The sequence below is a fragment of the Pumilibacter muris genome (genome assembly GCF_943193045.1).
GTDB classification, from domain to species: Bacteria; Bacillota; Clostridia; order Christensenellales; family Pumilibacteraceae; genus Pumilibacter; species Pumilibacter muris.
Map to the genome: position 1 here is coordinate 21,691 of NZ_CALPCN010000003.1, position 23,661 is coordinate 45,351.

Here is a 23,661-nt window from a genome sequence, read left to right on the forward strand (position 1 = left end):
TTTTCGGCATAAGAAAGTATGTGTAAAAAGTATTTGAATTTTTTATAAGTATGGTTTATAATACAAGTAAATTTGCGCGATTTGCAAGATTAACGCATTATTCGCAAACAAAAAACGGCGCTGTAAACGCAAGGTAAAAACCTTTGATTTTTCAAACGTTTAATGTTATAATATTAAAAACCGCAAAGTATATTCAAGGAGGGTATAATGATTTATAAACAGTTCCAAGACGTTAAGCTTTCGGCGCTCGGCTTCGGTTGCATGCGTTTGCCCGTAAAGAACGGAGTGTACGCCGATATAGACGAAGAAGCTGCGGCTGAAATGATTGATTTCGCCATGAAAAGCGGCGTCAATTATTACGACACCGCATGGGGCTATCACGACGGAATGTCGGAAATAGTTATGGGAAAGCTTCTTAAAAAGTATCCGCGCAACAGCTTTTATCTTGCGAGCAAATTTCCAGGTTACGATTTGGGCAACATGGGAAAAACCGAAGAAATTTTCGAAAAGCAACTCGTTAAGTGCGGCGTGGAATATTTTGATTTTTATCTTTTCCACAACGTGTGCGAAATGAATATCGACGCGTACCTCGACGACGCCAAATACAAAACGTTCGACTTTTTAATAAAGCAAAAACGAAACGGGCGGATAAAGCATTTGGGATTTTCGGCGCACGGCGATTTAAACGTTATGAAACGTTTTTTAGCCGAATACGGCGAATATATGGAATTCGGGCAACTGCAAATAAACTACCTCGACTGGGAATTTCAGGACGCGCGCAAAAAAGCGGAACTGTTGAAAGAGCACAATATACCCGTATGGGTAATGGAACCGCTCAGGGGAGGCAAGCTTGCTTCGCTTGCGAAAGAATACGAGGAAACTCTTAAAAAATTGCGTCCGAACGAGGGAACGCCCGCGTGGGCTTTCCGCTTTTTGCAAACGCTCCCCGACGTTGTCGTTACGCTTTCGGGCATGTCGGACATGGCGCAGGTGAAAGACAATATCAAAACGTTTGAAAAAGCCGAACCGCTGAATAAAACCGAAATGCAAACTCTTTTGGACATTGCCGAACGCATGACGGGAAAATCAAAGCTTCCGTGCACCGCTTGCCGTTACTGCACCAGCCATTGCCCCAAAGGGCTTTCGATACCCGAGCTTATAAGTTTATATAACGAGCACCGATTCACGGGCGGCGGCTTTATAGCCCCTATGGCGCTCAGCTCGTATGAAAAAGATAAGTTGCCGAGCGCGTGCGTAGGGTGCCGAAGCTGCGAAAAGGTGTGCCCGCAGGGAATTAAAATTTCCGAAATGATGAAAGACTTCACGCTCAGATTAAAGGAGGAATAAAAATGCTCGAATCGGTTTTGGAAAGAAAAAACGCAAGTTTTAAGGTTAAAATCACTGTTAAAACGGTTGTTTCGGCGGCTATAATCGCTCTTGCCGTAATCTTACCGCAACTTATACATATCGCTTTCGGCGCAAGCGGCGGAGCGCGTTGGCTCCCCATGTATTTGCCCGTGTTGCTCGGCGGCTGTCTGCTCGGTTGGCAATGGGGGTTGGGAGTGGGGCTTCTGTCGCCGATAGTAAGCTATTTAATAACGCTCGCAACGGGTAGCCCTATGCCTGTTGCAACGCGGTTGCCTTATATGGCGGTTGAACTCGGCGTTTTTGCCGCCGTGTCGGGGCTGTTTTCCAAAAAAATAGCCGAAAAGAGTTGGCTCGCTTTTCCCGCAGTTTTGCTTGCGGCGGTTGCGGGAAGAACCGTGTTTTTGTTGCTTGCCGCAATATTTCAAACAGTGTCTCCTCTGTCGGCGTCGGTCGCTTGGTCTCAAATTCAGGCAGGACTTTGGGGACTTGCGTTGCAAGCCGTTGTTGTGCCCGCAATCGTAATGCTCTTAACTTTCGTGTTAAACGAAAAGAAGCCGCGCGATAAATAGGCGTTATGCGGTTTAAATACTCGGCTTGCGTAGATGAGCTTAAAAAATTGCTTGAGCGTGAAAACCTTACTTTGGTTATATCGGACGGCAAAGAATATTTCACAAGCCGCGAGAAGGGAATACGCCCGCTTTTGAATTTTGCGGAAAGCGGAAAGAGTTTTCTTGCCGCCGCCGACAAAATAGTGGGAAAGGCGGCGGCTCTTTTGTATGCTTTTATTGGCATATCGGCGCTGTATGCCGAAGTTATAACGCACGACGCCGTTAGGGTGTGCGATATTTACGGCATAAGCGTGGCGTTCGGCGCGCTTACCGATAAAATCGTGAACCGAGATGGGAACGGTTTGTGCCCTATGGAAGAGGCTGTTTCGAGCGTAAACGAACCTATTTCGGCAGTGCGTGCGGTGAAAAACAGATTGAACGAATTGCGCGCGAATAACGCTTCCGATTAGCATGGGAATGAGTTTTAAAACGCTTGACTAATTGCGCGAGCGTGTGCCATAATCATACTTAAATTATGGAGAAAAGTTTTAAAAAGACTATAACCGCTTGCTTTATAGGTTACGTTGTTCAAGCGGTTGTGAACACTTTCGTGCCGTTGCTTTTTCTCACGTTTAACACGGTATACTGCATACCTCTTTCCAAAATCACGCTGCTTATTACCGTGAATTTCGTGTTGCAGCTTTTAATAGACATGGCTGCGGCTTTTCGGTGGGAATAATGTGGCCGGGCACTTACAGTTCCGCGTCGGCAACGGTAAAGGGCGGAGGCAACGCAATGTTCGCGCTTTTGGCGCTCGGCGGCGATTTGGGATGCGTGGGCGGTCCCGCTGTGGTCGGATTTTTGTCGGACCGTTTCGGCGGCGATTTGGAAACGGGAATATTGTTCGCGCTTGTTTTTCCGGTGATTTTAACGGTTGTAATGTTGCTGAAACCTAAAAAACATAAGAGTAAATTGTTGTTTAACAAGGAGGAAAACAAATGATACTTAACACGGGCGCGCGCACGGATACGGCGCAATATTATTCGGAGTGGCTGTTAAAGCGTTTCGAAGAAGGGTTTGTTTACACGCGCAATCCTATGTTTCCGCATAAGGTTACCAAATACGAACTTACACCCGAAAAGATAGACGCGGTATTATTTTGTTCTGAAAATTACAAGCCGTTGTTGCCGCGTTTGCATGAAATTACCGATTGGGCAAATTTAAAATCCTTTGCCGCACAGTCTTCGTTTTTCGACGGTGACATAAAATGATTGTCGGAGAAAAACAAGTTAAAAGTATAATCGTAAAATCCGATTTACCCGCATGCGAGTTTTCCGTCAATCCTTACGTCGGTTGCGAACACGCGTGTAAATATTGCTACGCTTGTTTTATGAAACGCTTTACGGGGCACGACGAAACATGGGGCGATTTTGTGGATGTCAAGTTTTGGGAACCCGTAAAAAATCCGCAAAAGTATTGCGGCAAAGAACTTTTTATCGGCTCGGTTACAGACCCGTATCAACCTGCGGAAGAAAAATACGGGCGCACTCGCGCGTTGCTCGAAGAATTGCGGGGAAGCGGAGCGAAGATTTCAATCGCCACTAAAAGCGACCTTATATTGCGCGATTTGGAACTTATAAAAACTTTTCCGAACGCTCGCGTTTCGTGGTCGGTGAACACGCTCGACGAAAATTTCAAAAACGATATGGACAACGGGGTGTCGATTGAGCGCCGACTGCGCGCTATGAAAATTTTTCACGACGCGGGAGTTCGCACCACATGCTTTATATCGCCGATATTTCCCGCCATTACCGACGTAAGAGCCGTAATAGAAAAAGCGAAAGAACGCTGCAATCTTATTTGGCTCGAAAATCTGAATTTGCGCGGCACGTTTAAGCCTTCGGTTATGAAATATATTTCAAACAATTATCCTGAGTTTATGCCGCTGTACCGCAGCATATACGTTTGCGGCGACAACACTTTTTGGGAAATGCTCGATTCCGATTTGCGCGGGTTCGCGAAAGAACAAGGGTTGGAATATAAAGTGAACGACGACGGCTTTAACCGTCCGTTCGACGCGCCGCCTGTTATAGTAAACTTTTTCTACCACAGCAAAATCAAAAAGTCTGCGCAAAAAAACGACAAAAGCTTTTAAATAATATATTTTATATCAATTCATTGAATTGTCTATAAAAACAAAAAAAGCGTCTAACGAGACGCTTTTCTTTAAAATTTGGAGCTGTTGACGGGATTTGAACCCGTGACCTCGTCCTTACCAAGGACGTGCTCTACCTACTGAGCCACAACAGCATATATGCCGCATTTCTTATGCGGCAGAATTTATTATACACTATCCCGACGCAAAAATCAAATGTTTTATCGGGGGATATGTAAAAATTATTGCGTGAACTGTGGAATTGTAAAAAATAATCGTTTGATTGCGTTAAAGCGCTTGACCTTGCGCAATATAATGAGCTACGCTATATGTGCGAGAAAATTTGCGGTTGAATTAAATATGAAAGAAAACGACGCCTATAACAATAAAGAACGTACTTTTGTGCCCGTAGGAAGATTCGCGCCCACGCCGAGCGGAGAGCTTCATGCGGGCAACGTGCTTTGCGCGCTTATAGCATATTTGTCGGTTAAAAGCAGGGGCGGCAAATTTTTGTTACGTATAGAAGACCTCGACGCAGTTCGCTGTCCGAAAGTTTCGGCGCAAAAGATATTAGACATTCTCGGAGCGTTCGGACTTGACGGCGACGAGCCTCCGTTGCGGCAAAGCGAGCGCGGGGGAGTATACCGTGCCAAAGAGGAAATTTTAAGAAGTAAAAATTTGGTATATCCGTGTTTTTGCACCAGAGCTCAACTTCACGCGTCGGAAGCGCCCCGACTCGGTGACGGCGGGGTGGTGTATTCGGGAGTTTGCCGCAGTTTAACCGAAGAGCAGGCGGCAGAAAAAGCTAAAATGCGAAAGCCGTGCTTGCGCGTAGCCGTTCCCGATTCGGATATTACTTTTCATGACGGGATTGCGGGCGTGTTTACGCAAAATCTTTCGCGCGAATGCGGCGATTTTATTATTCGCCGTTCCGACGGAGTTTACGCATATCAGCTTGCGGTATCGGTAGACGACGGCGAAAGCGGGGTAACGGAAGTTGTTCGCGGAGCCGATTTGCTTTCGAGCACTCCTCGACAAATTTGGCTTATGAATCTTTTGGGATATAATACGCCTAAGTATTACCATATTCCGCTTGTATGCGACCCGTTCGGCAGAAAACTCAGCAAAAGCGAGGGCGACGGAATAGCGCACCGCCTTGCGGTGTCGTCGCCGGAACGTTTGCTCGGTTCTCTTGCGTATGCGGCGCATATTATTCCCGCCGACGTTCCCGCGTCGTTGCTCGAACTTACGGGCGCCTTTTCGTGGGAGAAAATTCCGAAAACGCGAATTTTATTACCGCAGAGCCTTATGTAATGCAAACTGCGTTTGAAATAAATCGGGTAAAATGGAAATATGCGGCTATTTTACTTGACGTGTTTCGCGCGTTTTGCTATAATTAAACACGCGTTGTAAAGTTTGTTTACTCGCAACCGAAACGAGTTGAGGAGAAGTACCCAAGAGGCTCAAGGGGCTCCCCTGCTAAGGGAGTAGACCGGATAAAACTGGTGCGCGGGTTCAAATCCCGCCTTCTCCGCCAAGGACGGTGGTCTAAAAGTCTTCTGATTTTTAGACCGCCTTTTTCTATTTTAGAGGGTATTTTGAACGATTTTGGGGGTTGTAACGCGCTGTGTCGACATTTGCGGCGGACGCAAGCGTTTTATCGACGATAATTTGTATTATAGACATTGTAAATAATAGCACAAAAGATTTTAGTCAACACGCCTTTAACCCTTGTGGACAAAATCTTGAATAGAGCGGGGTTTGAATGTTTGATAATATTTCGGTTTTGAATAAAATCGCCGCCGGATAATTGGTGTGATTGAGAAGCGGAAAAATAGCAACAATGGTGGCAGCGCGAAGCAATTCGACTGCCACTTATACTTTGCGATAAGGTGTAACAAAAATGACACACCTTATTCTTTACAATAGCGGCAAAAAATGTTATAATGTAAAAGCATAATTCTATAAAGGAGGTACTCTACCATGTATGGAAGAAGACGCAGGTCTTACACCACAAAAGAAGGCTATATCCAAATATACAAGCCGAGCAGTCCTATGGCACGGAGCAATGGGTTTGTTCCCGAACACCGTGAAGTAGCAAGCCGCAAAATGGGTAGACCGTTGCGCTCGAATGAAATCGTGCATCACCGCGATGGAAATAAGCGCAATAACAGACCGGGCAACTTGCAAGTGATGTCTCCTCAAAAGCATTGGAAAGTACATCATGGAAAAAGATAAAAAACTGCGACCGATGAAAATATGGGAAATCCTCCGTCGAGAAACGGATGAAGACCATCCCATGGGAACGGAAACGCTCCGCGAAAGATTAAAAGAAAGCGGCTATCCTTGTACTCGAAAAACACTCTACGGCGATATCGCCTTATTGAACGACAACGGATACGAGGTTATGCGCACACGCAAGATTAGCAACGAATACTACGTTGCGGATCGGAGTTTTGACATACCCGAATTGCAAATACTTATGGACGCTGTGCAAGCGGCGAGTTTTATCACCGACAAAAAGACGAAGGTGCTTATAGGAAAGATTGCGCAGCTTGCCGGGGATAAAAAGGCGGAAGTGTTGCAAAAGAACACCGTCGAGTTTCATACGCCGAAAAGCGACAATGAGCAGATATTTTATATCGTGGATAAGATAGGCAGCGCGATAGAACAACGCCGCCAGATATCCTTTGTTTATTTCGATTACGATATCTTACATCAGCGGGTATATCGCAAAGAGAAACGTCGGTATGTGGTCAATCCGCTTTCGACCGTGTTCTCCAACGATAACTACTATCTGATGTGCTACGACGATAAACACGGAAACATAGGGCATTATCGCATTGATCGTATGGATGAAGTGGACATCGAACAAACACCGATAAACGAAACGGAAGAATCGAAGAAATTCGACTTGTCGCGCCATAAAAGGGCATTGTTTGAGATGTTCAGCGGCGAGGACGCAAAAGTATCCTTTCAGGCGGATAAAACGCTTATAGACCATATTTTCGACAAATTCGGCAAGAGTGTACATATTACATACGGCGAAGGGAACACGGTCGTGTTTACTGCCAACGTACAAGTGAGCAAACGATTCCTCGGTTGGTGCTGTTCATTCGGCGATATGCTGAAAGTGACCGCACCTCAATCGGTACTAAATCAAGTAAACGATTTTTTGGCGAAAACTGCCGAACAGTATATGTAGGTGCAAAATGGTTTATCTCGATAAGTTTATAATTCCAAATGCGGAACAAGAAGAAAAAACAATTAAAAGGCGTATGGCCGAAAATGGCGGTGTGCTTGGATATATCGATAACATCTATCCGTGCGGATTGTTCACAAAGAAAGAGTTGTCACGTATTGATTTTGAGCCACTAACTATTTTATATGGAGGGAACGGATCGGGTAAAAGTACGTTATTAAATTTAATAGCGCAAAAGTTGGAATTGAATCGTATTGCTCCATTTAATTCGAGCGAAGTGTTTGACATTTATAGAGATGTTTGTACATATGAAATGGGAAATGATGACGAGGGATTCAAATTGCGCGTACCCAACGGAAGCCGTATTATTACGAGTGATGATGTATTTGACTATATGCTTACTGTTAGGACAAATAACAGCGAGATACACGAACATATCGAACAGGTGCGAGATAACGATTACGGCGAACTGAAATTTGGAGAAACGGTTAGATTACATGGTATGGAAGATTATGAGCAACTACGATTACAAGTTCTATCGAGGCGGAAGTCTGTATCGCGCAGACAATTTATTAGAAAAACGGTGGGCGAGGAAGTAAAACTGAATAGCAACGGAGAAACGGCATTACGATATTTCGAGGAAAAGCTGAAAAACGACACGCTCTATTGCTTGGATGAGCCTGAAAATAGTTTATCACCCAAATTGCAATTGCAATTAGTAGAAATTATTCGACGTATGGTAAGATATTGTGGATGTCAAATGATTATAGCGACACATTCGCCGTTCATATTGTCCATTGATGGAGCAAAGATATATGATTTGGATTCCATTCCAGTGGCTTTGAAGAAATGGTGGCAACTCGAAAACGTGCGCATATACTACGATTTTTTCAGTCAATACAAAAACCTTTTTACCAAAGTGACCAATGCAACAGGAGATAATACATAATGGATAACTTAAAGTATTTTCAAAGATATCACGGTAAAGAAAACACGCATTCAAGCAATGCACTTTCTTTATTACAAATGCTTTATGATTATAGTCCAAAGAAATTCTATGAAACTCTTTGCAACATAATCGAACAACAAGGCGAATTGGAAAATGTTGCGCCACATTTCGTTGTACAAGATACGGGCAACGGCAAAGGGAGCATACCCGATTTCAGCATTATGCAGCATAGTTTTAAGATAGTTGTCGAAGCAAAAGAGGGCGCATTCAATATTGATCAGTTGGAAAGACATTTGAAAGGGCTATCGGGAAAAGACGAATTTACATATAAGGTTTTAATCGCTCTATCACCGCAAAATGATGTGCAAAGTCATCTAAATAAACTAATCGAAAAGTACCCGAAAATATATATCGTCCATAAAACTTATATAGATTTTTATGATATTATCAAGGGTAATATGCACGAAATAAAAGACAGTTCATTTATCGAAATTTTGGATGAGTATAGAGAATACTGCGAAATGGAGCAGCTTATAGATTATTCAGAAAATACTTTAATGGTGCGGTTAACTACGAATACATTCGATTTCAATTTTCAAAACGGAGTGTATTATGACTCCAATAAATACACGCCGCTTGGCTTTCGCTATTTAGGATTGTATAAAGAAAAAAGCATAAGGGCGATTGGGAAAATAGTCAAGATTGTGGAGGCGCACGTCGATGATTTCGGAAAAATTGTGTATGGTGATTTGGTATACGGGAAACCGTTGACGGATGCAGACAGGCATAAAGTCGAGTTTGCAATAGAGGATAGAAAAAACAATTTCCATAACGAAACTGATCCGCACTGGCATTTTATTGTGGAAAGATTTGTCGAGGTGGTCAATTTTAGAAAGAAAAAGTACGGTATGTATGGTAAAAAGAAATTCTATCTAAAAGAAGACTTTGGAATAAAAGACATAGCGCATTGCACTATAGAAGAAATTGCGGCGGCTATGAAAGACTATGATAAGTGGGAATAAAAAAACGAGGAAAAAGAATGGATAAAAAAATATACAAAACCGAAATAGTAGAAACTATGCGTTATATCGAGGAAATATCTGCTCGATTGGGGCAGTCTATTACATCATCGGACTATTATATTGAAGACTTGGGATGCCCTCATTCAAAACCAAAAAATCTTCCGAAAGGATATGCGGCAGTATATATGTTCGCCTATAATGGCGAATGGTTGAAAATAGGAAAGGCAAATACCAAATCAAAAGCGCGGTATACCTCGCATCATTATGGGTTTAATGCGTTAAGTACACTGCCGAAGTCGCTTGCGGCTGACCCGGCTATGAGTAAATATGGCATATGCAAAGAAAACTCTCGTACTTGGGTAGAGCAAAATACATATCGCATTAATATCTTAATCAAGTCCGAAATAGGCAAAGCGGCAACCGAGCTGATAGAAGCGGTATTACATTACAAATTCCGCCCTCGATATGAGGGCGCATTATAAGGAGGCTAAGCAAATGGCTACTATAACCTACACGGTAAAAGGAATAACCAAAAGCAATCGCGGCACGGCCGAAAAGGACGGCGTCGAATTTGAGATGCGCGAACTGCAATCCAAATGGAAGCTCGTCACAAAGTCGGGTGCAGCCAAGATAGAATTCGAATGGAGTAAGACCGACTTTCCCACGTTCGACGAGTGGCATGATTATCTCGCAAACGAAGGGTATGTGATAGCTCTCGCCGATTAGGATGAAATGATGAAAATCGAAGAAGATATTGGATGAGTACGATATATCCAAGAGAATGCCAAATTCGACCCGAAGAAAACAGGAAAATGGATGTACCATTTTTCGAATGATGAAGACTCGATCGAATATGCCAAGTCCGTGTGTAAAGAAGCGGTCGAGCGCGGCATCGTGCAAACGGCAAAGCATACAAGATTCGGTTTCATATTCGGACCGCCAACGGGTGTGGCGTGTTTTTACATACACGGCGCTGATGATGCCGCACATCGGCGCGTGATAGCGTATTTTTTGGAAAAGGGGTTAATAAGGAAAACGAAAACCGGGAAACTATACAACATTTCTTTCAAGTATGACGAGCAAACTCGTGAGGGGCAATACGCAAATGACTTTGTTGCCGAGATTAAACTCGATCAATTTTTGAATTTAAGCACGGGAGAGTGGCTAAGGAAATAATGGCGGTGTTCATAGAAATTTTATCGCTGCTTTGGCAAGGCTTTTGCCAGACGCTGTCTGGCATTTTCGATGCGTTGTACGCACTACTGCCGACAGCAATGCAGCTGAACAAATTGGCAAGTTATTTCACGCCGACAGGGATGGTGGCGTTATATTTCGGTGTGCCGACTGCACTTGTCACGATTATATTCGGGATCGCAAAAAGAGCGATAAATAAAGCAAAGGCGAGGTGAAAATGAAAAACATATCGGAAATGCCTTTTTGCGAGGCAATGATGTATGTCCGTAAAAAGAACAAGGACTGTAGCTCGCGTTCGAAATTGGCGGCAAGAACTCACATAGAAAGTTGGAGTATAGCATCGTTTGAGCGCGGAGAGAGCTTGCCGACAAGAAAACAGCTTGCGGCAATATGCAAAGAATTGAATAGTCCGCAATTGAGAGAAGTCGGCGAAAAAGAAATAGAGTATGCGAGAACGCATCCCGATGTCAAAATATGCTACGCCGATAATACGACTTGTTGGAAATGCCACAAACCAATGAAAACCGTGTACGGCTTAATTGATGGGTGTTCCATTCCGCCAGATGCTTTCAGCGATGGGATGATAAAGGTTTGCGCCGATAAAGGCGTGATTCTGGAAGAAAGGCGGAGCGGCACAACAGGCGAAACGCACTTGGTAAATGTGTGCGAACATTGCGGCGCATTCTTGGGCGAATTTTATTTGCACGATTTATGGTACGGCGAAACCGAAACTATACAAGTGGAAGATGTATCCGATTTTATTCCCGATAAGGAAGAGATAGACGAAGATAGTAAGAGTTAAAAGAATTTTGACGCAGAGCATAGTATTCCATTGAAAAAAAGGTCGAAATATGTTACAATGATAAAGAAACAAAAAAAGAGGGCTGTCATATGCAAAATTACGAAATTAATAAATACAGCGTCGGCACGATTCTAAACTATGTTAAAAACAAAGACATAGCCATACCCGAAATACAACGCCCGTTTGTTTGGAAAAACAAACAGGTACGCGACTTGATTGATTCGCTTTATCGCGGATTCCCCGTCGGGTACTTGATAATAAGTCAAAATCCGTCGGTTAAACTCAAAGACGGAACGCTGTCCAAAGGGAAGAAAGTTCTCATCGACGGACAGCAGCGTGTAACGGCACTGATGACATCGCTGCTCGGATTGAAAGTTTTGGATAGCAGTTATAAGGAAAAGACAGTCAAAATAGCGTTTAATCCATTCGCTGCCGATGATGAAGATTGCTTCGAGGTGCAAGACAGCTCGCACTTGAAAAGCAAAAAATGGATAGAGGATATTTCCATATTCTTTGACACGCAATTCGATATGTTTGGCTTTATGCAAAAGTATTGCGAGGATAATCCCGAAATAACGCAAAAGCAAATGTACGAAATAGTGCAACGGGTAAAAAGCATTGAGAACAGGGATATAGGCGTAATCGAATTGGCGTCCGATCTCGACACCGATATTGTAACCAACGTGTTTATAAGAATCAATTCGCAAGGGACTACGTTGAGCCAAGCGGACTTTGCTATGTCCAAGATAGCTGCCGATGAAAAATTCGGCGGCAATATGTTGCGCAAAGCGATAGATTATTTTTGCCATCTTGCCACGGAGCCGAGCTTTTATCATACGCTCGAAACAAGCGATAAAGAATTTATGGATTCGCAGTTCGGTAAGAAAGTGGCGTGGCTCAAAGACGACAATTCGGACATATACGATCCGTCCTACGAAGATATGCTGCGCGTGTCGTTCATACATATGTTTTCGAGAGGCAAGTTGAAGGATTTGGTCAGTTTACTTTCGGGCAGAGATTTTGAAACCAAGGACTATAAGGAAGAGATCGCCGAGGATTCTTTCAACAAGCTCACCGAAGGCATATTGCATTTTATGCACGAATATTATTTCGAGCAATTCGTTTTGGCGATAAAGAGCGCGGGTTTCATAAGTTCCAAACTGATAACATCGCAAAGCGCGCTCGATTTTGCTTATGTCGTTTATTTAAAACTTATGCTTACGGGCGAGGTTGATAAAACGCAAATCAAACACTACGTTGCCAAATGGTTTGTGATGTCGGTGCTGACGGGGCGTTATTCGGGGTCTGCCGAAACGGTTATGGATAGAGATATTCGCAATATCAACGCAAAGGGTGTGGTGGTGTGTTTGAAAGAAATCGAAGCCGCCGAACTTTCTAATGCTTTTTGGAAGGTGGGACTTGTGCAACGCTTGGATACTTCGTCGGCTAACAGCCCGGCACTCATGGCGTATTTCGCGGCACAGATTGTGAGTGGAGATAAAGGTCTATTCTCGCCGACTTCGACGGTTGCGAATTTGTTTGGCGCAAGCGACGTGCATCATATTTACCCGAAAGCATACTTACGGAAAATCAATGCCTTGGACAATAAGACAATTTATAACCAAGTTGCCAACTATACATATCTCGATACCCCGGTCAATATTGCCGTGGGGGACGATGCTCCGAATAAATACTTTAAAGAGGCGTTTGAGTCGGCACGGACAAGCGGAACGGTGTTCGGCGTACCAATGACCGAAAAGGAATTGACGCAAAATCTCAAAGACAATTGTATTCCGTCTGAAATTATCGATTGGGATTATGACAATTATCTAACGGATTTCTTACCCAGACGTAGAGAATTGATGGCGGCGAAGATAGCCGACTATTACTCAAAATTATAAATATATTGGCGAGGCGAAACAATGATCACTGGCGAATTAAAAAATAAGGTTGATACTATTTGGGGAACGCTGTGGACAGCGGGAATAACGAGCCCTATAACGGTATTAGAGCAAATTACATATTTGATGTTTATGAAATTGTTGGACGATAACCAACTCAAAAGAGAGGCTAATGCGAATGCATTAGGAGTAACATTAAAGAAAAAGGTGTTTGGCGATGGGGATTGCGTTATAAGCGAAGAGCCGCGAATTATTGTTGCGTATAAAAATCTTCGATGGAATATATTTCATCACTTTGAGCCGAACGAAATGTATACAACAGTTTCGCAATATGTCTTTCCGTTTATTAAATCAATCAACACAGGAAAGGATACCGCATTCAGTCGTTTTATGAAGGACGCGGTGTTTCTTATTCCCACGGCAAAAGTGTTGGCAAAAGTTGTTGATGATATGGATAATATGGATATGAACAACAAGGACATAATGGGCGATGTCTATGAATACTTATTGGGAAAGATAGCATCGGCAGGAGAGCTTGGACAGTTCCGCACACCGCGCCATATTATTCGAATGATGGTGCGACTTATGAAACCTACGTTTGCCGACAAGATACTCGATCCTGCAATGGGAAGTGCAGGCTTTATTGCCGAGTGTGCGAACTATATTCAAGAGAACTTTGAGAAAGAGCTACTGAAAAAAGAAAATGCCGAACATTACAAAACAACAATGTTCTCTGGTTTTGATACCGACCAAACGATGTTGCGTATAGGTGCAATGAATATGATGCTACACGGCGTCGAAGAGCCGAACATAAAATATCAAGATAGCTTAAGTGCAGATAATATCGAAAGAGATGCATATACGCTCATAATGGCTAATCCGCCTTTCACTGGGAGTGTGTTCCAAGAAGATATCAGCAAAGACATATTGGCGCTTTGCAAAACCAAAAAAACGGAGTTACTCTTCCTTGCGCTTTTTATAAGAATGCTAAAAGTAGGCGGTAGATGTGCGAGTATCGTCCCGGACGGCGTTCTTTTTGGTAGCAGCACGGCTCATAAAATGATACGCCAAGAACTCATTGATAATCAGCGACTCGAAGCGGTCATTTCTATGCCCAGTGGCGTGTTTAAGCCCTACGCTGGCGTTAGCACGGCAATATTGATTTTTACAAAAACAAATGCAGGCGGCACAGATAAAGTGTGGTTTTATGATATGAAAGCAGACGGTTTCTCGCTTGACGATAAGCGCAGCCCGATTGCCGATAACGATATCCCTGACATCATAGCGCGCTTCGGAAATCCCGATGAAGTAGCGCGGGAACGCACTGATAAGTCGTTCTTTGTGCCGAAAAGCGAAATTATTGACAACGGCTATGACCTTTCCATTAATAAATATAAAAAGACGGAGTATGTCGTAGAGAAATATCCCGAGCCGAAAGAAATCCTCGCGGAAATTCGTGCTTTGGAAGTAGAAATACAAAAAGGACTTGCCGAGTTGGAGGAATTGCTGTGAGAAGGGAAAAACTGCGAACTCTTGTGCGAGAGTATAGCGAACGAAACAGGCACAATGATTGCTCCGGTGTGTATAGTGTGACGAATAGTCATGGATTTATGCCATCTACGGATTATTTCTCAAAAGAAGTATTCAGCAAGGATTTATCCACTTACAAAGTTGTTAAACGGGGGATGATTGCCTATAATCCATCGAGAATCAATGTTGGCTCTGTAGCGGTGCAAAGAGAAAGGGAAACCGTGATCGTCAGCCCGTTATATGTGGTCTTTTCGGTGGATGAAAGCAAAATATTGCCTGAATTTTTGACTTATTTTTTGCATAGCGATGAAGGATTACAGCAGATAGCGGCAAACACTTCTGGAAGTGTTCGTGATTCGCTTAAATTTTCGGCATTGCAAAATATAGAAATTAATCTGTATTCTATTGAAGAACAGCAAGAAATCATAGCCATATTGAACAAGTTCGATAAGTTATTGCATGATGAAAGAGAAGCTCTTCAAAAAATAAATGATCTCGTGAAGTCGCAATTTATCGAGATGTTCGGGACGATTCCTAAAGATAGATATGCTCCTTTGGATAGGGTGTGTAAAATTATAACTGATGGCACTCATCAACCGCCCCAATTTAGCAATTCAGGTATACCTTTTTTATTTGTGTCTAATCTCGCCAATAATGAAATTAATTACCAAACGCAAAAGTTTATTTCCAAAGATACCTACAAGGAATTGATTAAGCGAACGCCGATCCAAATAGGAGATGTCCTTCTTTCGACGGTGGGGTCATATGGACATCCAGCAGTTGTAACTGACGATAGAGAATTTTGTTTTCAAAGGCATATTGCCTATTTTAAACCTAATCCTCAAATGATAGATAGTAGGTTTTTATATGGAGCGTTGCTTTCGCCAATAGGTCAAGAACAAATAGAGAGAGCAGTCAAAGGCATAGCGCAAAAGACACTCAATCTATCAGAGATAAGAAAAATACGAATCCCGTTGCCTTCTTATGAGCATCAAAAACAATATTCGGCGTTTTATGAACAGACCGATAAATCAAAATTTAGAATCAAACAGAGCCTTGAAAAACTTGAAACTTGTTATAATGCAATGCTTCAAAAATACTTCGGTTAGTTATATAATTCTCTTGAAGAATGACGAGATAACCTCGCATTTAATAAATTATTCAGGAGATATACTATGAAACAAACACTAATAACCGAAATTGAGCAACAAATGATGCCTTTTTTGGATAACGGTCAAATGATGCAGCTTTGCAAAGTGCTCGAGCACTGCTTCTATTCCTATGAGATTTCTCAATCCGATAGTAGTAAACAAGAGGAGGATAAACACAACCAAGAATATTTGGAATTATTCTTGGCTGCCAAACATATTGAAGGCTGTTCGGATAAATCATTGAAATACTACCGTTCAGTGCTTGAAAATATGCTTAAAACGGTAAATAAGCCAATAAAACACATCATCACAGATGATTTACGGCAATATTTAGACCAATATCAGCGAATAAACAATGCCAGTAAGGTCACGGTTGATAACGTGCGCCGAATTTTATCAAGCTATTTTGCTTGGCTTGAGGACGAGGATTATATATTAAAAAGTCCCGTTCGACGCATACATAAAGTAAAAACAGGCAAAACAGTAAAAGAAATATATTCGGATGAGGCTCTTGTCATAATGAGTGATAATTGCCATACGATACGCGATCTTGCAATGATAGAGCTTCTTTCGTCCACAGGAATGCGTGTCGGTGAGCTTATAAACCTCAACCGGGGCGATGTTGATTTTGACAATAGAGAATGCGTTGTTTTCGGCAAGGGCGAAAAGGAACGAAAAGTCTATTTTGATGCAAGAACAAAAATCCATCTTATGAATTATCTAAATTCGCGTACCGACAGCAACCAAGCGTTGTTTGTTTCGTTGCTTGCACCATACAATAGGCTTCAAATCAGTGGTGTGGAAATACGCCTGCGATCCTTGGGGCTCGAATTAGATATAAATAAGGTACATCCGCACAAATTTAGACGGACTTTGGCAACGAGAGCAATAGATAAGGGGATGCCCATAGAGCAAGTTCAACAGTTATTGGGGCATGAGAAGATAGAAACCACCTTGCATTATGCCCAAGTAGACCAAAATAACGTCAAAAACTCTCATAGAAAATATATCGGGTAAAGGCTCTAAATCGCAATTTATCGAGATGTTTGGGGATGTCGTATATAATAATAAACGATGGGTTGTCTTTCCGATGTCGACGGTTGCACCAATAAAAGCATTTAAGGGTGAAGTCGAGGCTGTTGATGGAAAAGTATGGTTGTTGAATTTGGATATGATAGAGGCACATACGGGAGACGTTCAAGAAGAAGTTTTAGTGGGAATCGATGATATCGGTGCGTCTACAGTCGCGTTTAATCGGGACAACATCTTGTATTCCAAACTCCGTCCATATTTGAATAAAGTTGTTTATCCTAAGAAAACAGGATATGCAACATCTGAGTTAGTGCCATTAAGACCTGACATAAATCTATTAAATAAAGTCTTTTTTACTGCGTTGCTTCGTAGCGATGCATTTGTGCATTTTATTCGGGAGCAAGTAGCAGGAGCAAAGATGCCTCGCGTGTCTATGGATATATTTAAAAAATTCGATGTTATATGCCCACCGATTGAACTTCAAAATCAATTCGCCCACTTTGTCGAACAGACCGATAAATCAAAAAATGGCTATGAGATGGAGGCGGCTGCATGAGTGATTCTTACAAATTGAGTGATATTTATGAATTGCAAATGGGGAAAACGCCGTCAAGGGATATTTCCGACTATTGGGCGGATGGGCAATATGATTGGATTTCCATTGCGGATTTATCAAAATGCGAAAAATATATAAATCAAACCAAAGAAAGAATTACAAATAGAGCGATAGAAGAGAGCGGTATTAAGGTTATCCCGACAGATACAATAATAATGAGTTTTAAGTTATCTATTGGGAAAGTGGCAATTACGCAAAGACCTGTCTATTCCAATGAGGCAATTATGGCATTTATTGATAAAGGCGTTACTTACATATTGCCTCAGTATGCATTTTATTTATTTTCGGCACAAAAATGGGATAAGGGTACAAATCGCGCTGTGATGGGAGCAACATTGAATAAGGCTACGCTTTCACAATATCGTGTTAGCATCCACAATGCGGATGAGCAAGCAGAAATAGTCAATCGACTGAATAAAATAACAGACCTTATCAATTTCCGTAGAAAACAGATTCAAAAAATAGATGATCTCGTGAAGTCGCAATTTATCGAGATGTTCGGGAATCCCATAAGTAACGAACGCAAATGGGAACTGTGCCCATTAGAAGCAGTGGGCGATGTTGGGTCAAGTAAAAGAATATTTGAGCGTGAATATGTCAAAGAGGGCATCCCTTTTTTCAGGACGAAAGAGGTCGTCGAATTATCAAAGGGAGCGCAGATTTCAACTGAATTATTTATAAGCGAAGAGAGATTTGCCGAGTTAAAAAAGGAATGGGGATGTCCGCGCAAAGGAGATTTGCTAATATCGGCAGTAGGAACAATCGGAGTGATATGGATTGTCGACGATAGGTCATTTTACTTTAAAGATGGTAACCTTTTGCAAGTTCGCTCGGAATTAAATTCGCAGTTCCTGAAATATGTTTTGGAATGGCTAATAGCAGATTATAAACAGGAAATGTCGAAGGGGACAGCCTATGCGGCGTTGACTATTAATGCACTAAAAAAAATGAAAATTATCAATGTCCCAACATCTGCTCAAGAGTGGTTTTCGCATTTCGTCGAACAGACTGATAAATCAAAAGTTCTCATTCGGGAACACCTTTTTTTGATTAATAGGCTTCGAAAGGTGGAAAAAACTTAAAAAATATGTTACAATATATTCGGCAAGGAGGTCTTATGACAAACTTTTCGTTTCTCAATGAATTTCCACAGTTTGCGGAGCTTGCGACATATTGCGAAGATGCCGAGTCTTTTGCTTTGTCGAAACCTAACCTTTCCGCTATTTCTGCAAGGAACGCCATAGAGTTCGTTATTAAGTATATCTATAAGGCGAAGGTTGGATCTTTGCCTGTTCGGGCAAGCCTATTTGAGCTAATCGATAGCTATGAGATTTCCAATTTTATTAACGATGATGTAATAAGAGATTCGTTGCATTTTATCCGTATCTTGGGGAATAATGCGGCGCACAATAATAAAATAAAAACAACCGAAGCTGTGCTTGGGTTGGAGAATTTGCATTTCTTTGTCGGCGAAATCCTTGTGCTATTGGGAGTATTATCGGAATACCCGGCGTTTGACAAGTCTCTCATTGATAAGAAAACCGATGCGAAACCGATTGAGGTGGAAACAATCGAGGTCCACGGTGATGCGGAAAAAGTTTTTAAAGAAGGCATAAGCAAGGACTCTATATTCAATGCGAAACGGCCTGCATATATGAGCGAAGCCAATACACGGAAGTTGCTCATTGATGTATATTTGAGAGAAGCGGGTTGGGAAGTTTGTGAGCAAGAGGATGTGTGTGTTCCCGGCAAAGCAGGAATAGAAATAAAAGTCAGCGGAATGCCTAATGGCACAGGTGACGGCTTTTGTGACTATGTACTCTATGGTCGAGATGGCAAACCGCTTGCCATAGTGGAGGCGAAAAAGACGAGTGTATCGCCCGAAAAAGGTAGGCATCAGGTATGCCTATATGGGGAGTGCATGAAAGCCAAGTATGGCTATGTTCCTATTCTTTATTATACGAACGGCTATTCCATTAAGGTTATTGACGGCATTTATCCCGATCGTGAATTAATGGCATATCACACGATCGGCGAATTGGAGTTGCTTATACAGCGCAGGAATCGCGGCAAGATAGTCGACCTAAAAATCAGCGATGAAATAACGAATAGACCATATCAAAAAATGGCTATAACCAACATATGCGAGCACTTTAATGCCAACAATCGTAGAGGTTTGCTGGTAATGGCGACAGGCACAGGAAAGACACGTGTCGCTATTTCGCTCGTGGATGTTTTAGCGCGGAATAAATGGATTAAGACAGTGCTATTTCTTGCAGACAGAACATCACTCGTAAAGCAGGCGAAGAAAAACTTTGCCAAGTTATTGCCGCACATGAGCGTTTGCGAATTGTCGGGGAGTGGCGAAAAAGACTTGAATGCAAGGCTTATGTTCTCCACCTATCAAACGATGATAAACTGCATCGACGGTGATGTAAAGACATTCAGTACCGGGCGATTTGATTTAATCATTATTGACGAGGCACATCGTTCAATATTTAAAAAGTATAGTTCGATATTTGCATATTATGATAGCTTATTGGTAGGATTGACCGCCACACCTCGCGATCAGGTTGATGCGAATACATATAGGATTTTCGGCTGCGAAAGCGGTGTCCCGAATTTTTCATATGATTTAGGCGAGGCTGTGCGTGAGGGCTATCTTGTGTCATATGGCGAGCCGTTGGAGCGGACAACCACCATATTGGAACGCGGCATCAAATACAAGGAACTCTCGGAAGAGGAAAAAGCCGAGTACGAGGAAACGTTCGGAGAAGATGCTGACGAGGAAATACTAAATAGCCAAATTTTTCGAAGCGTATATAATAAGCCGACTTGCAATCGTGTTTTAGAATCGTTAATGCGCGACGGCATAAAAATTGAGAACGGTGACAAGCTCGGCAAGACCATAATTTTTGCGTATAACCATAAACACGCGCAAATGATTGTCGAATGTTTCAATGCGCTTTATCCCAATAAACCTGACTTTTGCCGACTTATTGATAATTATGAAACCTATGCCGATGACTTAATCGTTAGGTTTGAAACCGATCCCGATTTTCAAATTGCGGTGTCGGTGGATATGCTTGATACGGGAATCGATGTCCCGGCAGTATTGAATTTGGTATTCTTCAAGCCTGTAAAATCTTACATTAAGTTTATGCAAATGATAGGACGGGGAACGCGGTTATGTCCAGATATTTTTGGACTGAACAAGGATAAAACGGAATTTTTGATTTTTGATTGGTGTCATAATTTCGAGTTTTTCTCTGTTCCCGAACATAGACAGCAGAGCGGTAAGGCGGCGGTATCAATTACTCAACGACTATTTGAGCTACGGTTAGACATATTAAAAGAGTTGCAACGTTTTGAATATCAGGCGATTCCTTTCGATAAGGCATACTACGAAAAACTAAAGCCAATGTTGTTCGAGACGGTAAAATCAATTCGCAGCAACAGCTCTCGCATATCAGTGCGGCAAGCGATGGTGTTTCTTGACAAATACTCGGATGAAAATGTGTGGCAGTGTCTTTCGCCAGTCAATATTAAGGAAATAAAGCTACACATTGCGCCGCTTGTCGAAGATACGGAGAAGGATAACCAGTATACAAAAGCATTTGACAGCAAGATGCTTAATATCGAGCTTGATTTTCTTGTAACGAGCGCAATCGGACGGTCAAGCAAAGATGTCGCAGCCGTGCGGCTTATAGCCAAATATCTATTGACTAAGGCTACTATTCCGCAAATAATGGAGAAAGCTCAACAATTAAAGGATGCGGCAAGCGACCAGTTTTGGGCGGATCCGTCGATAGAACGAATCGAAACATTGCGTGAGGAAATTCGTGATTTAATGAAATTTCTCGATGATAGTGAAGTAATCACATACCTCACTACATTTACCGATGAGATTGTTTCGCTTGACGGAACAGCCGCAGGACTTTTTGATATACGAACATATAGAGAAAAGGTCATAGACTATTTAGCAGAGCATAGCGATAAACCTGTCATAAGTAAAATAAAGAATCTCGAACAACTAACATACTCCGATTTAGAAGAATTGGAAAAAATCTTATGGAATGACCTCGGCACAAAGAGTGATTACGCAAAGACAACGCACACTGAAAATCTTGCGGTGTTCGTCCGTAGCTTAGTTGGATTAAGCCAACAAGCCATCAATGAAAAATTCGGACAATACCTAAACGAAAATGTTCTTAATGCTCAGCAGCAAGAGTTTGTAAAAACGATTATAAATTATGTGAATGAAAATGGCGATATAGAGGTTGATGATTTGCTTGAAACATCGCCGTTCGATGATCATGATATCTTGGAACTGTTTGGAGAAAAGATAAAAATACTGAATTTCATCGTAAATACAGTACACGGCGTAGTCCAAGCCGCAGCATAGGTAGGTTCAAATGAAAAAAGAAAAAATTTTAGCCGCACTTATTGCAGTATTTTCTATAATAAGCGTGGCAGTATTGATAATGAGCATAGTCGGATTAAATACCGACAACGATGTGATAATGCTCGTTGGTTTAGTCGCTTTTTGCGTGTTCCTTATTCCAGACGCAGTGGTAATCGTAAAGTACGCAAACTTAAAAGGACAGCAGAAAGAGCAGGCTCGAAACGAATATTTCAAAGAGAAGGGAATCGAGCCCGAAATTATTATAGGCACAAAAGACTATTTCTTTTTCATTGATAAGGCGAGAGGTGTTTTCGGAACGGATACCAACGGCGAACTTTATAATGTGGCGGACATAGTATCCTATCGCAGGCTTTTTTCGACAATAGAAGGCACGACAAAGTATGATAAAATGTCCGTTCGGATTTTTATGAATGGGCAAGAAAAAGCATTGGTTATAGGGCCGAGCTATGTTCGTGCGGATTATGGCTCGTATGAGTATAATCTAAAATTGGCGAACGTGGACAAGATAATAAATGTTCTTGATGAGGTAACGAATACACAATTAAACGATTACTTAAAAGCCAACGACCTATCTCCGACAGAACAATTCATATACGACGGATATGTTTTTGGCTACGATGTCTCAAAGAGAATATTTTATACCCGAAGCGAATATGGATCGTTAGAAAAGCATTCGTTTGACGAGTTAGTGAATTATGACATTGTGCGTGACCATACGACAGTGACTAAACTCGATATTGGCGATGCGATAATAGGAGCGTTGATATCGGGATCAATCGGTGCTGCAATATGGGGAAAGTCGAGTGCCGAGTATTGCAGTGAACTGTCTATCCACATAGTATTAGACGGCGACGATATCGATTTTATTTTGGCGCAACGAGAGAGATTGCCGTTAAATTCTAACGAAGTGCAGGCAAAAGAACGGTTTATTGGAAATGTTGTAAAAGCACTTAAAACCATTGAAAATCGGCAAACCAAATAGTTGGAGATACACTATGGAACAAAACGAAGAAATAAAACAGGATACTCAATATTTGTTTTATCGAGTAGCCGAGGACAGCACTCGGTGGGATAGAATGACCGGGGTCGAACTGAAGAAAAGGATAAAAACCCTTTTGGCGGACGATAAATCGTTTGAGAAAATGGTGGATGTCATTAGTTGCTTGCGATTAGCGCAAGTATTCTACCTGCGCACCAAAAACAAAAAAGAATGCGCCATTCCGTTCATTGTTACACCGCAAGGGGAAATGCTATTGCTTTTCACGGCCAAATCCCAAATCAAAAATGAACAATACAAACAATATGCGGTCGAATCGACTACATATCCCGCGCTTATAAAGAGCCTTTCCGCCGCCATTAACAGCGTTATAATAAATCCCGATACCCAATTCTTACCGTTGTCGGTCGAGGCTGTCAATAGCATGATAGAGATGATGGATACGGTCGAAGATGATTTGGATAGTTCTATGAAAGAAGGATTCGACAAAGAAAGTCTTTCGCCACTTATGTTCGAAAGATTTTTGGGAAGGCGTGTTGAGTGTAAGACCTCAAACGAAACCTATATCGGCGACGCTTTTCGATATGATGTCGTGGACGGCAAGGCGTATTTGGAAGTAGACCGAGAAAATGTATCGAACGTCAAAATATTCTACGATGACGTTTTATCGATAAAGGACATAACCGAATAGAGAAGCTATTCTCTAAAATAAACAGTAATTTAACATGGAGAACGAGAAATATGGAATATGTTAAACTTACACTTGAA

At 42.1% G+C, this 23,661-nt stretch carries 26 protein-coding genes and 2 tRNA genes; 27 read left to right on the plus strand and 1 reads right to left on the minus strand.

The window, feature by feature from the left end; genetic code table 11:
- The first annotated feature begins 207 nt into the window (after window positions 1-207).
- The 7 genes from NFR62_RS04560 to NFR62_RS04590 all read left to right on the plus strand — a co-directional run bounded on the left by NFR62_RS04560 (window position 208) and on the right by NFR62_RS04590 (window position 4,071).
- Window positions 208-1,347, plus strand: a complete 1,140-nt coding sequence (locus NFR62_RS04560) for an aldo/keto reductase (RefSeq protein ID WP_251614951.1) — start codon at window positions 208-210, stop codon at window positions 1,345-1,347.
- Between the two features lie 2 nt (window positions 1,348-1,349).
- The gene (locus NFR62_RS04565; RefSeq protein ID WP_251614953.1) at window positions 1,350-1,937 is read left to right on the plus strand and encodes an ECF transporter S component; all 588 of its coding nucleotides are present in this window, start codon (window positions 1,350-1,352) and stop codon (window positions 1,935-1,937) included.
- A 5-nt stretch (window positions 1,938-1,942) separates the two neighbouring features.
- A complete protein-coding gene (locus tag NFR62_RS04570) occupies window positions 1,943-2,386 on the plus strand; it encodes a DUF1893 domain-containing protein (RefSeq protein WP_251614956.1) in 444 nt (147 codons plus the stop codon).
- A 65-nt stretch (window positions 2,387-2,451) separates the two neighbouring features.
- Window positions 2,452-2,655: a hypothetical protein gene (locus NFR62_RS04575; RefSeq protein WP_251614959.1), complete on the plus strand. Its 204-nt coding sequence runs from the start codon at window positions 2,452-2,454 to the stop codon at window positions 2,653-2,655.
- Complete coding sequence (locus tag NFR62_RS04580) at window positions 2,655-2,918, plus strand: hypothetical protein (RefSeq protein WP_338049892.1); 264 nt, start codon at window positions 2,655-2,657, stop codon at window positions 2,916-2,918. The genes NFR62_RS04575 and NFR62_RS04580 overlap by 1 nt, the downstream gene beginning before the upstream one ends.
- Window positions 2,915-3,187, plus strand: coding sequence for a DUF1848 family protein (locus NFR62_RS04585; RefSeq protein WP_251614962.1), 273 nt, complete (start codon window positions 2,915-2,917; stop codon window positions 3,185-3,187). The genes NFR62_RS04580 and NFR62_RS04585 overlap by 4 nt, the downstream gene beginning before the upstream one ends.
- Entirely contained in the window at window positions 3,184-4,071 is an 888-nt protein-coding gene (locus NFR62_RS04590; RefSeq protein WP_251614965.1) for a radical SAM mobile pair protein B, read from the plus strand. Before NFR62_RS04585 ends, NFR62_RS04590 begins: the two co-directional genes overlap by 4 nt.
- A gap of 79 nt (window positions 4,072-4,150) precedes the next feature.
- Here NFR62_RS04590 and NFR62_RS04595 read toward each other — a convergent pair.
- Window positions 4,151-4,226: transfer RNA gene (locus NFR62_RS04595), tRNA-Thr, on the minus strand.
- 205 nt (window positions 4,227-4,431) lie between these two features.
- On the opposite strand from NFR62_RS04595, the gene gluQRS reads away from it, so the two are divergent.
- The 20 genes from gluQRS (at window position 4,432) to NFR62_RS04695 (ending at window position 23,584) form a co-directional block, all read left to right on the plus strand.
- A complete protein-coding gene (gluQRS, locus tag NFR62_RS04600; protein ID WP_251614968.1) occupies window positions 4,432-5,385 on the plus strand; it encodes a tRNA glutamyl-Q(34) synthetase GluQRS in 954 nt (317 codons plus the stop codon).
- Window positions 5,386-5,515: 130 nt separating this feature from the next.
- Window positions 5,516-5,608 (plus strand) — tRNA-Ser (locus tag NFR62_RS04605).
- 446 nt (window positions 5,609-6,054) lie between these two features.
- A complete protein-coding gene (locus NFR62_RS04610; protein ID WP_251614971.1) occupies window positions 6,055-6,309 on the plus strand; it encodes an HNH endonuclease in 255 nt (84 codons plus the stop codon).
- Window positions 6,296-7,276, plus strand: a complete 981-nt coding sequence (locus tag NFR62_RS04615; protein WP_251614974.1) for a helix-turn-helix transcriptional regulator — start codon at window positions 6,296-6,298, stop codon at window positions 7,274-7,276. The genes NFR62_RS04610 and NFR62_RS04615 overlap by 14 nt, the downstream gene beginning before the upstream one ends.
- 7 nt (window positions 7,277-7,283) lie before the next feature.
- Complete coding sequence (locus NFR62_RS04620) at window positions 7,284-8,222, plus strand: AAA family ATPase (protein ID WP_251614988.1); 939 nt, start codon at window positions 7,284-7,286, stop codon at window positions 8,220-8,222.
- The gene (locus NFR62_RS04625) at window positions 8,222-9,244 is read left to right on the plus strand and encodes a hypothetical protein (RefSeq protein ID WP_251614991.1); all 1,023 of its coding nucleotides are present in this window, start codon (window positions 8,222-8,224) and stop codon (window positions 9,242-9,244) included. Before NFR62_RS04620 ends, NFR62_RS04625 begins: the two co-directional genes overlap by 1 nt.
- 17 nt (window positions 9,245-9,261) lie before the next feature.
- Window positions 9,262-9,726, plus strand: a complete 465-nt coding sequence (locus NFR62_RS04630; protein WP_251614994.1) for a hypothetical protein — start codon at window positions 9,262-9,264, stop codon at window positions 9,724-9,726.
- A gap of 13 nt (window positions 9,727-9,739) precedes the next feature.
- Window positions 9,740-9,970, plus strand: a complete 231-nt coding sequence (locus NFR62_RS04635; protein WP_251614997.1) for a hypothetical protein — start codon at window positions 9,740-9,742, stop codon at window positions 9,968-9,970.
- Between the two features lie 90 nt (window positions 9,971-10,060).
- Window positions 10,061-10,420 (plus strand): hypothetical protein, encoded by a 360-nt coding sequence (locus NFR62_RS04640; RefSeq protein WP_251614999.1) that lies wholly within the window; start codon window positions 10,061-10,063, stop codon window positions 10,418-10,420.
- Complete coding sequence (locus NFR62_RS04645) at window positions 10,420-10,653, plus strand: hypothetical protein (RefSeq protein ID WP_251615001.1); 234 nt, start codon at window positions 10,420-10,422, stop codon at window positions 10,651-10,653. The genes NFR62_RS04640 and NFR62_RS04645 overlap by 1 nt, the downstream gene beginning before the upstream one ends.
- A 2-nt stretch (window positions 10,654-10,655) precedes the next feature.
- Complete coding sequence (locus tag NFR62_RS04650; RefSeq protein WP_251615003.1) at window positions 10,656-11,240, plus strand: helix-turn-helix domain-containing protein; 585 nt, start codon at window positions 10,656-10,658, stop codon at window positions 11,238-11,240.
- 89 nt (window positions 11,241-11,329) lie between these two features.
- Window positions 11,330-13,141, plus strand: a complete 1,812-nt coding sequence (locus tag NFR62_RS04655; protein ID WP_251615005.1) for a GmrSD restriction endonuclease domain-containing protein — start codon at window positions 11,330-11,332, stop codon at window positions 13,139-13,141.
- Between the two features lie 21 nt (window positions 13,142-13,162).
- Complete coding sequence (locus NFR62_RS04660) at window positions 13,163-14,653, plus strand: class I SAM-dependent DNA methyltransferase (protein WP_251615007.1); 1,491 nt, start codon at window positions 13,163-13,165, stop codon at window positions 14,651-14,653.
- Entirely contained in the window at window positions 14,650-15,780 is a 1,131-nt protein-coding gene (locus tag NFR62_RS04665) for a restriction endonuclease subunit S (protein ID WP_251615009.1), read from the plus strand. Before NFR62_RS04660 ends, NFR62_RS04665 begins: the two co-directional genes overlap by 4 nt.
- A gap of 66 nt (window positions 15,781-15,846) precedes the next feature.
- Window positions 15,847-16,839: a site-specific tyrosine recombinase/integron integrase gene (gene xerA / locus NFR62_RS04670; RefSeq protein ID WP_251615011.1), complete on the plus strand. Its 993-nt coding sequence runs from the start codon at window positions 15,847-15,849 to the stop codon at window positions 16,837-16,839.
- A 73-nt stretch (window positions 16,840-16,912) separates the two neighbouring features.
- Entirely contained in the window at window positions 16,913-17,410 is a 498-nt protein-coding gene (locus NFR62_RS04675) for a restriction endonuclease subunit S (protein ID WP_251615013.1), read from the plus strand.
- Entirely contained in the window at window positions 17,407-18,552 is a 1,146-nt protein-coding gene (locus NFR62_RS04680; protein WP_251615015.1) for a restriction endonuclease subunit S, read from the plus strand. The genes NFR62_RS04675 and NFR62_RS04680 overlap by 4 nt, the downstream gene beginning before the upstream one ends.
- A 35-nt stretch (window positions 18,553-18,587) precedes the next feature.
- A complete protein-coding gene (locus tag NFR62_RS04685; protein ID WP_251615017.1) occupies window positions 18,588-21,875 on the plus strand; it encodes a DEAD/DEAH box helicase family protein in 3,288 nt (1,095 codons plus the stop codon).
- Between the two features lie 10 nt (window positions 21,876-21,885).
- Entirely contained in the window at window positions 21,886-22,878 is a 993-nt protein-coding gene (locus NFR62_RS04690; protein WP_251615019.1) for a hypothetical protein, read from the plus strand.
- 13 nt (window positions 22,879-22,891) lie between these two features.
- Window positions 22,892-23,584 (plus strand): hypothetical protein, encoded by a 693-nt coding sequence (locus tag NFR62_RS04695; RefSeq protein ID WP_251615021.1) that lies wholly within the window; start codon window positions 22,892-22,894, stop codon window positions 23,582-23,584.
- The last annotated feature ends 77 nt before the right edge of the window (window positions 23,585-23,661 follow it).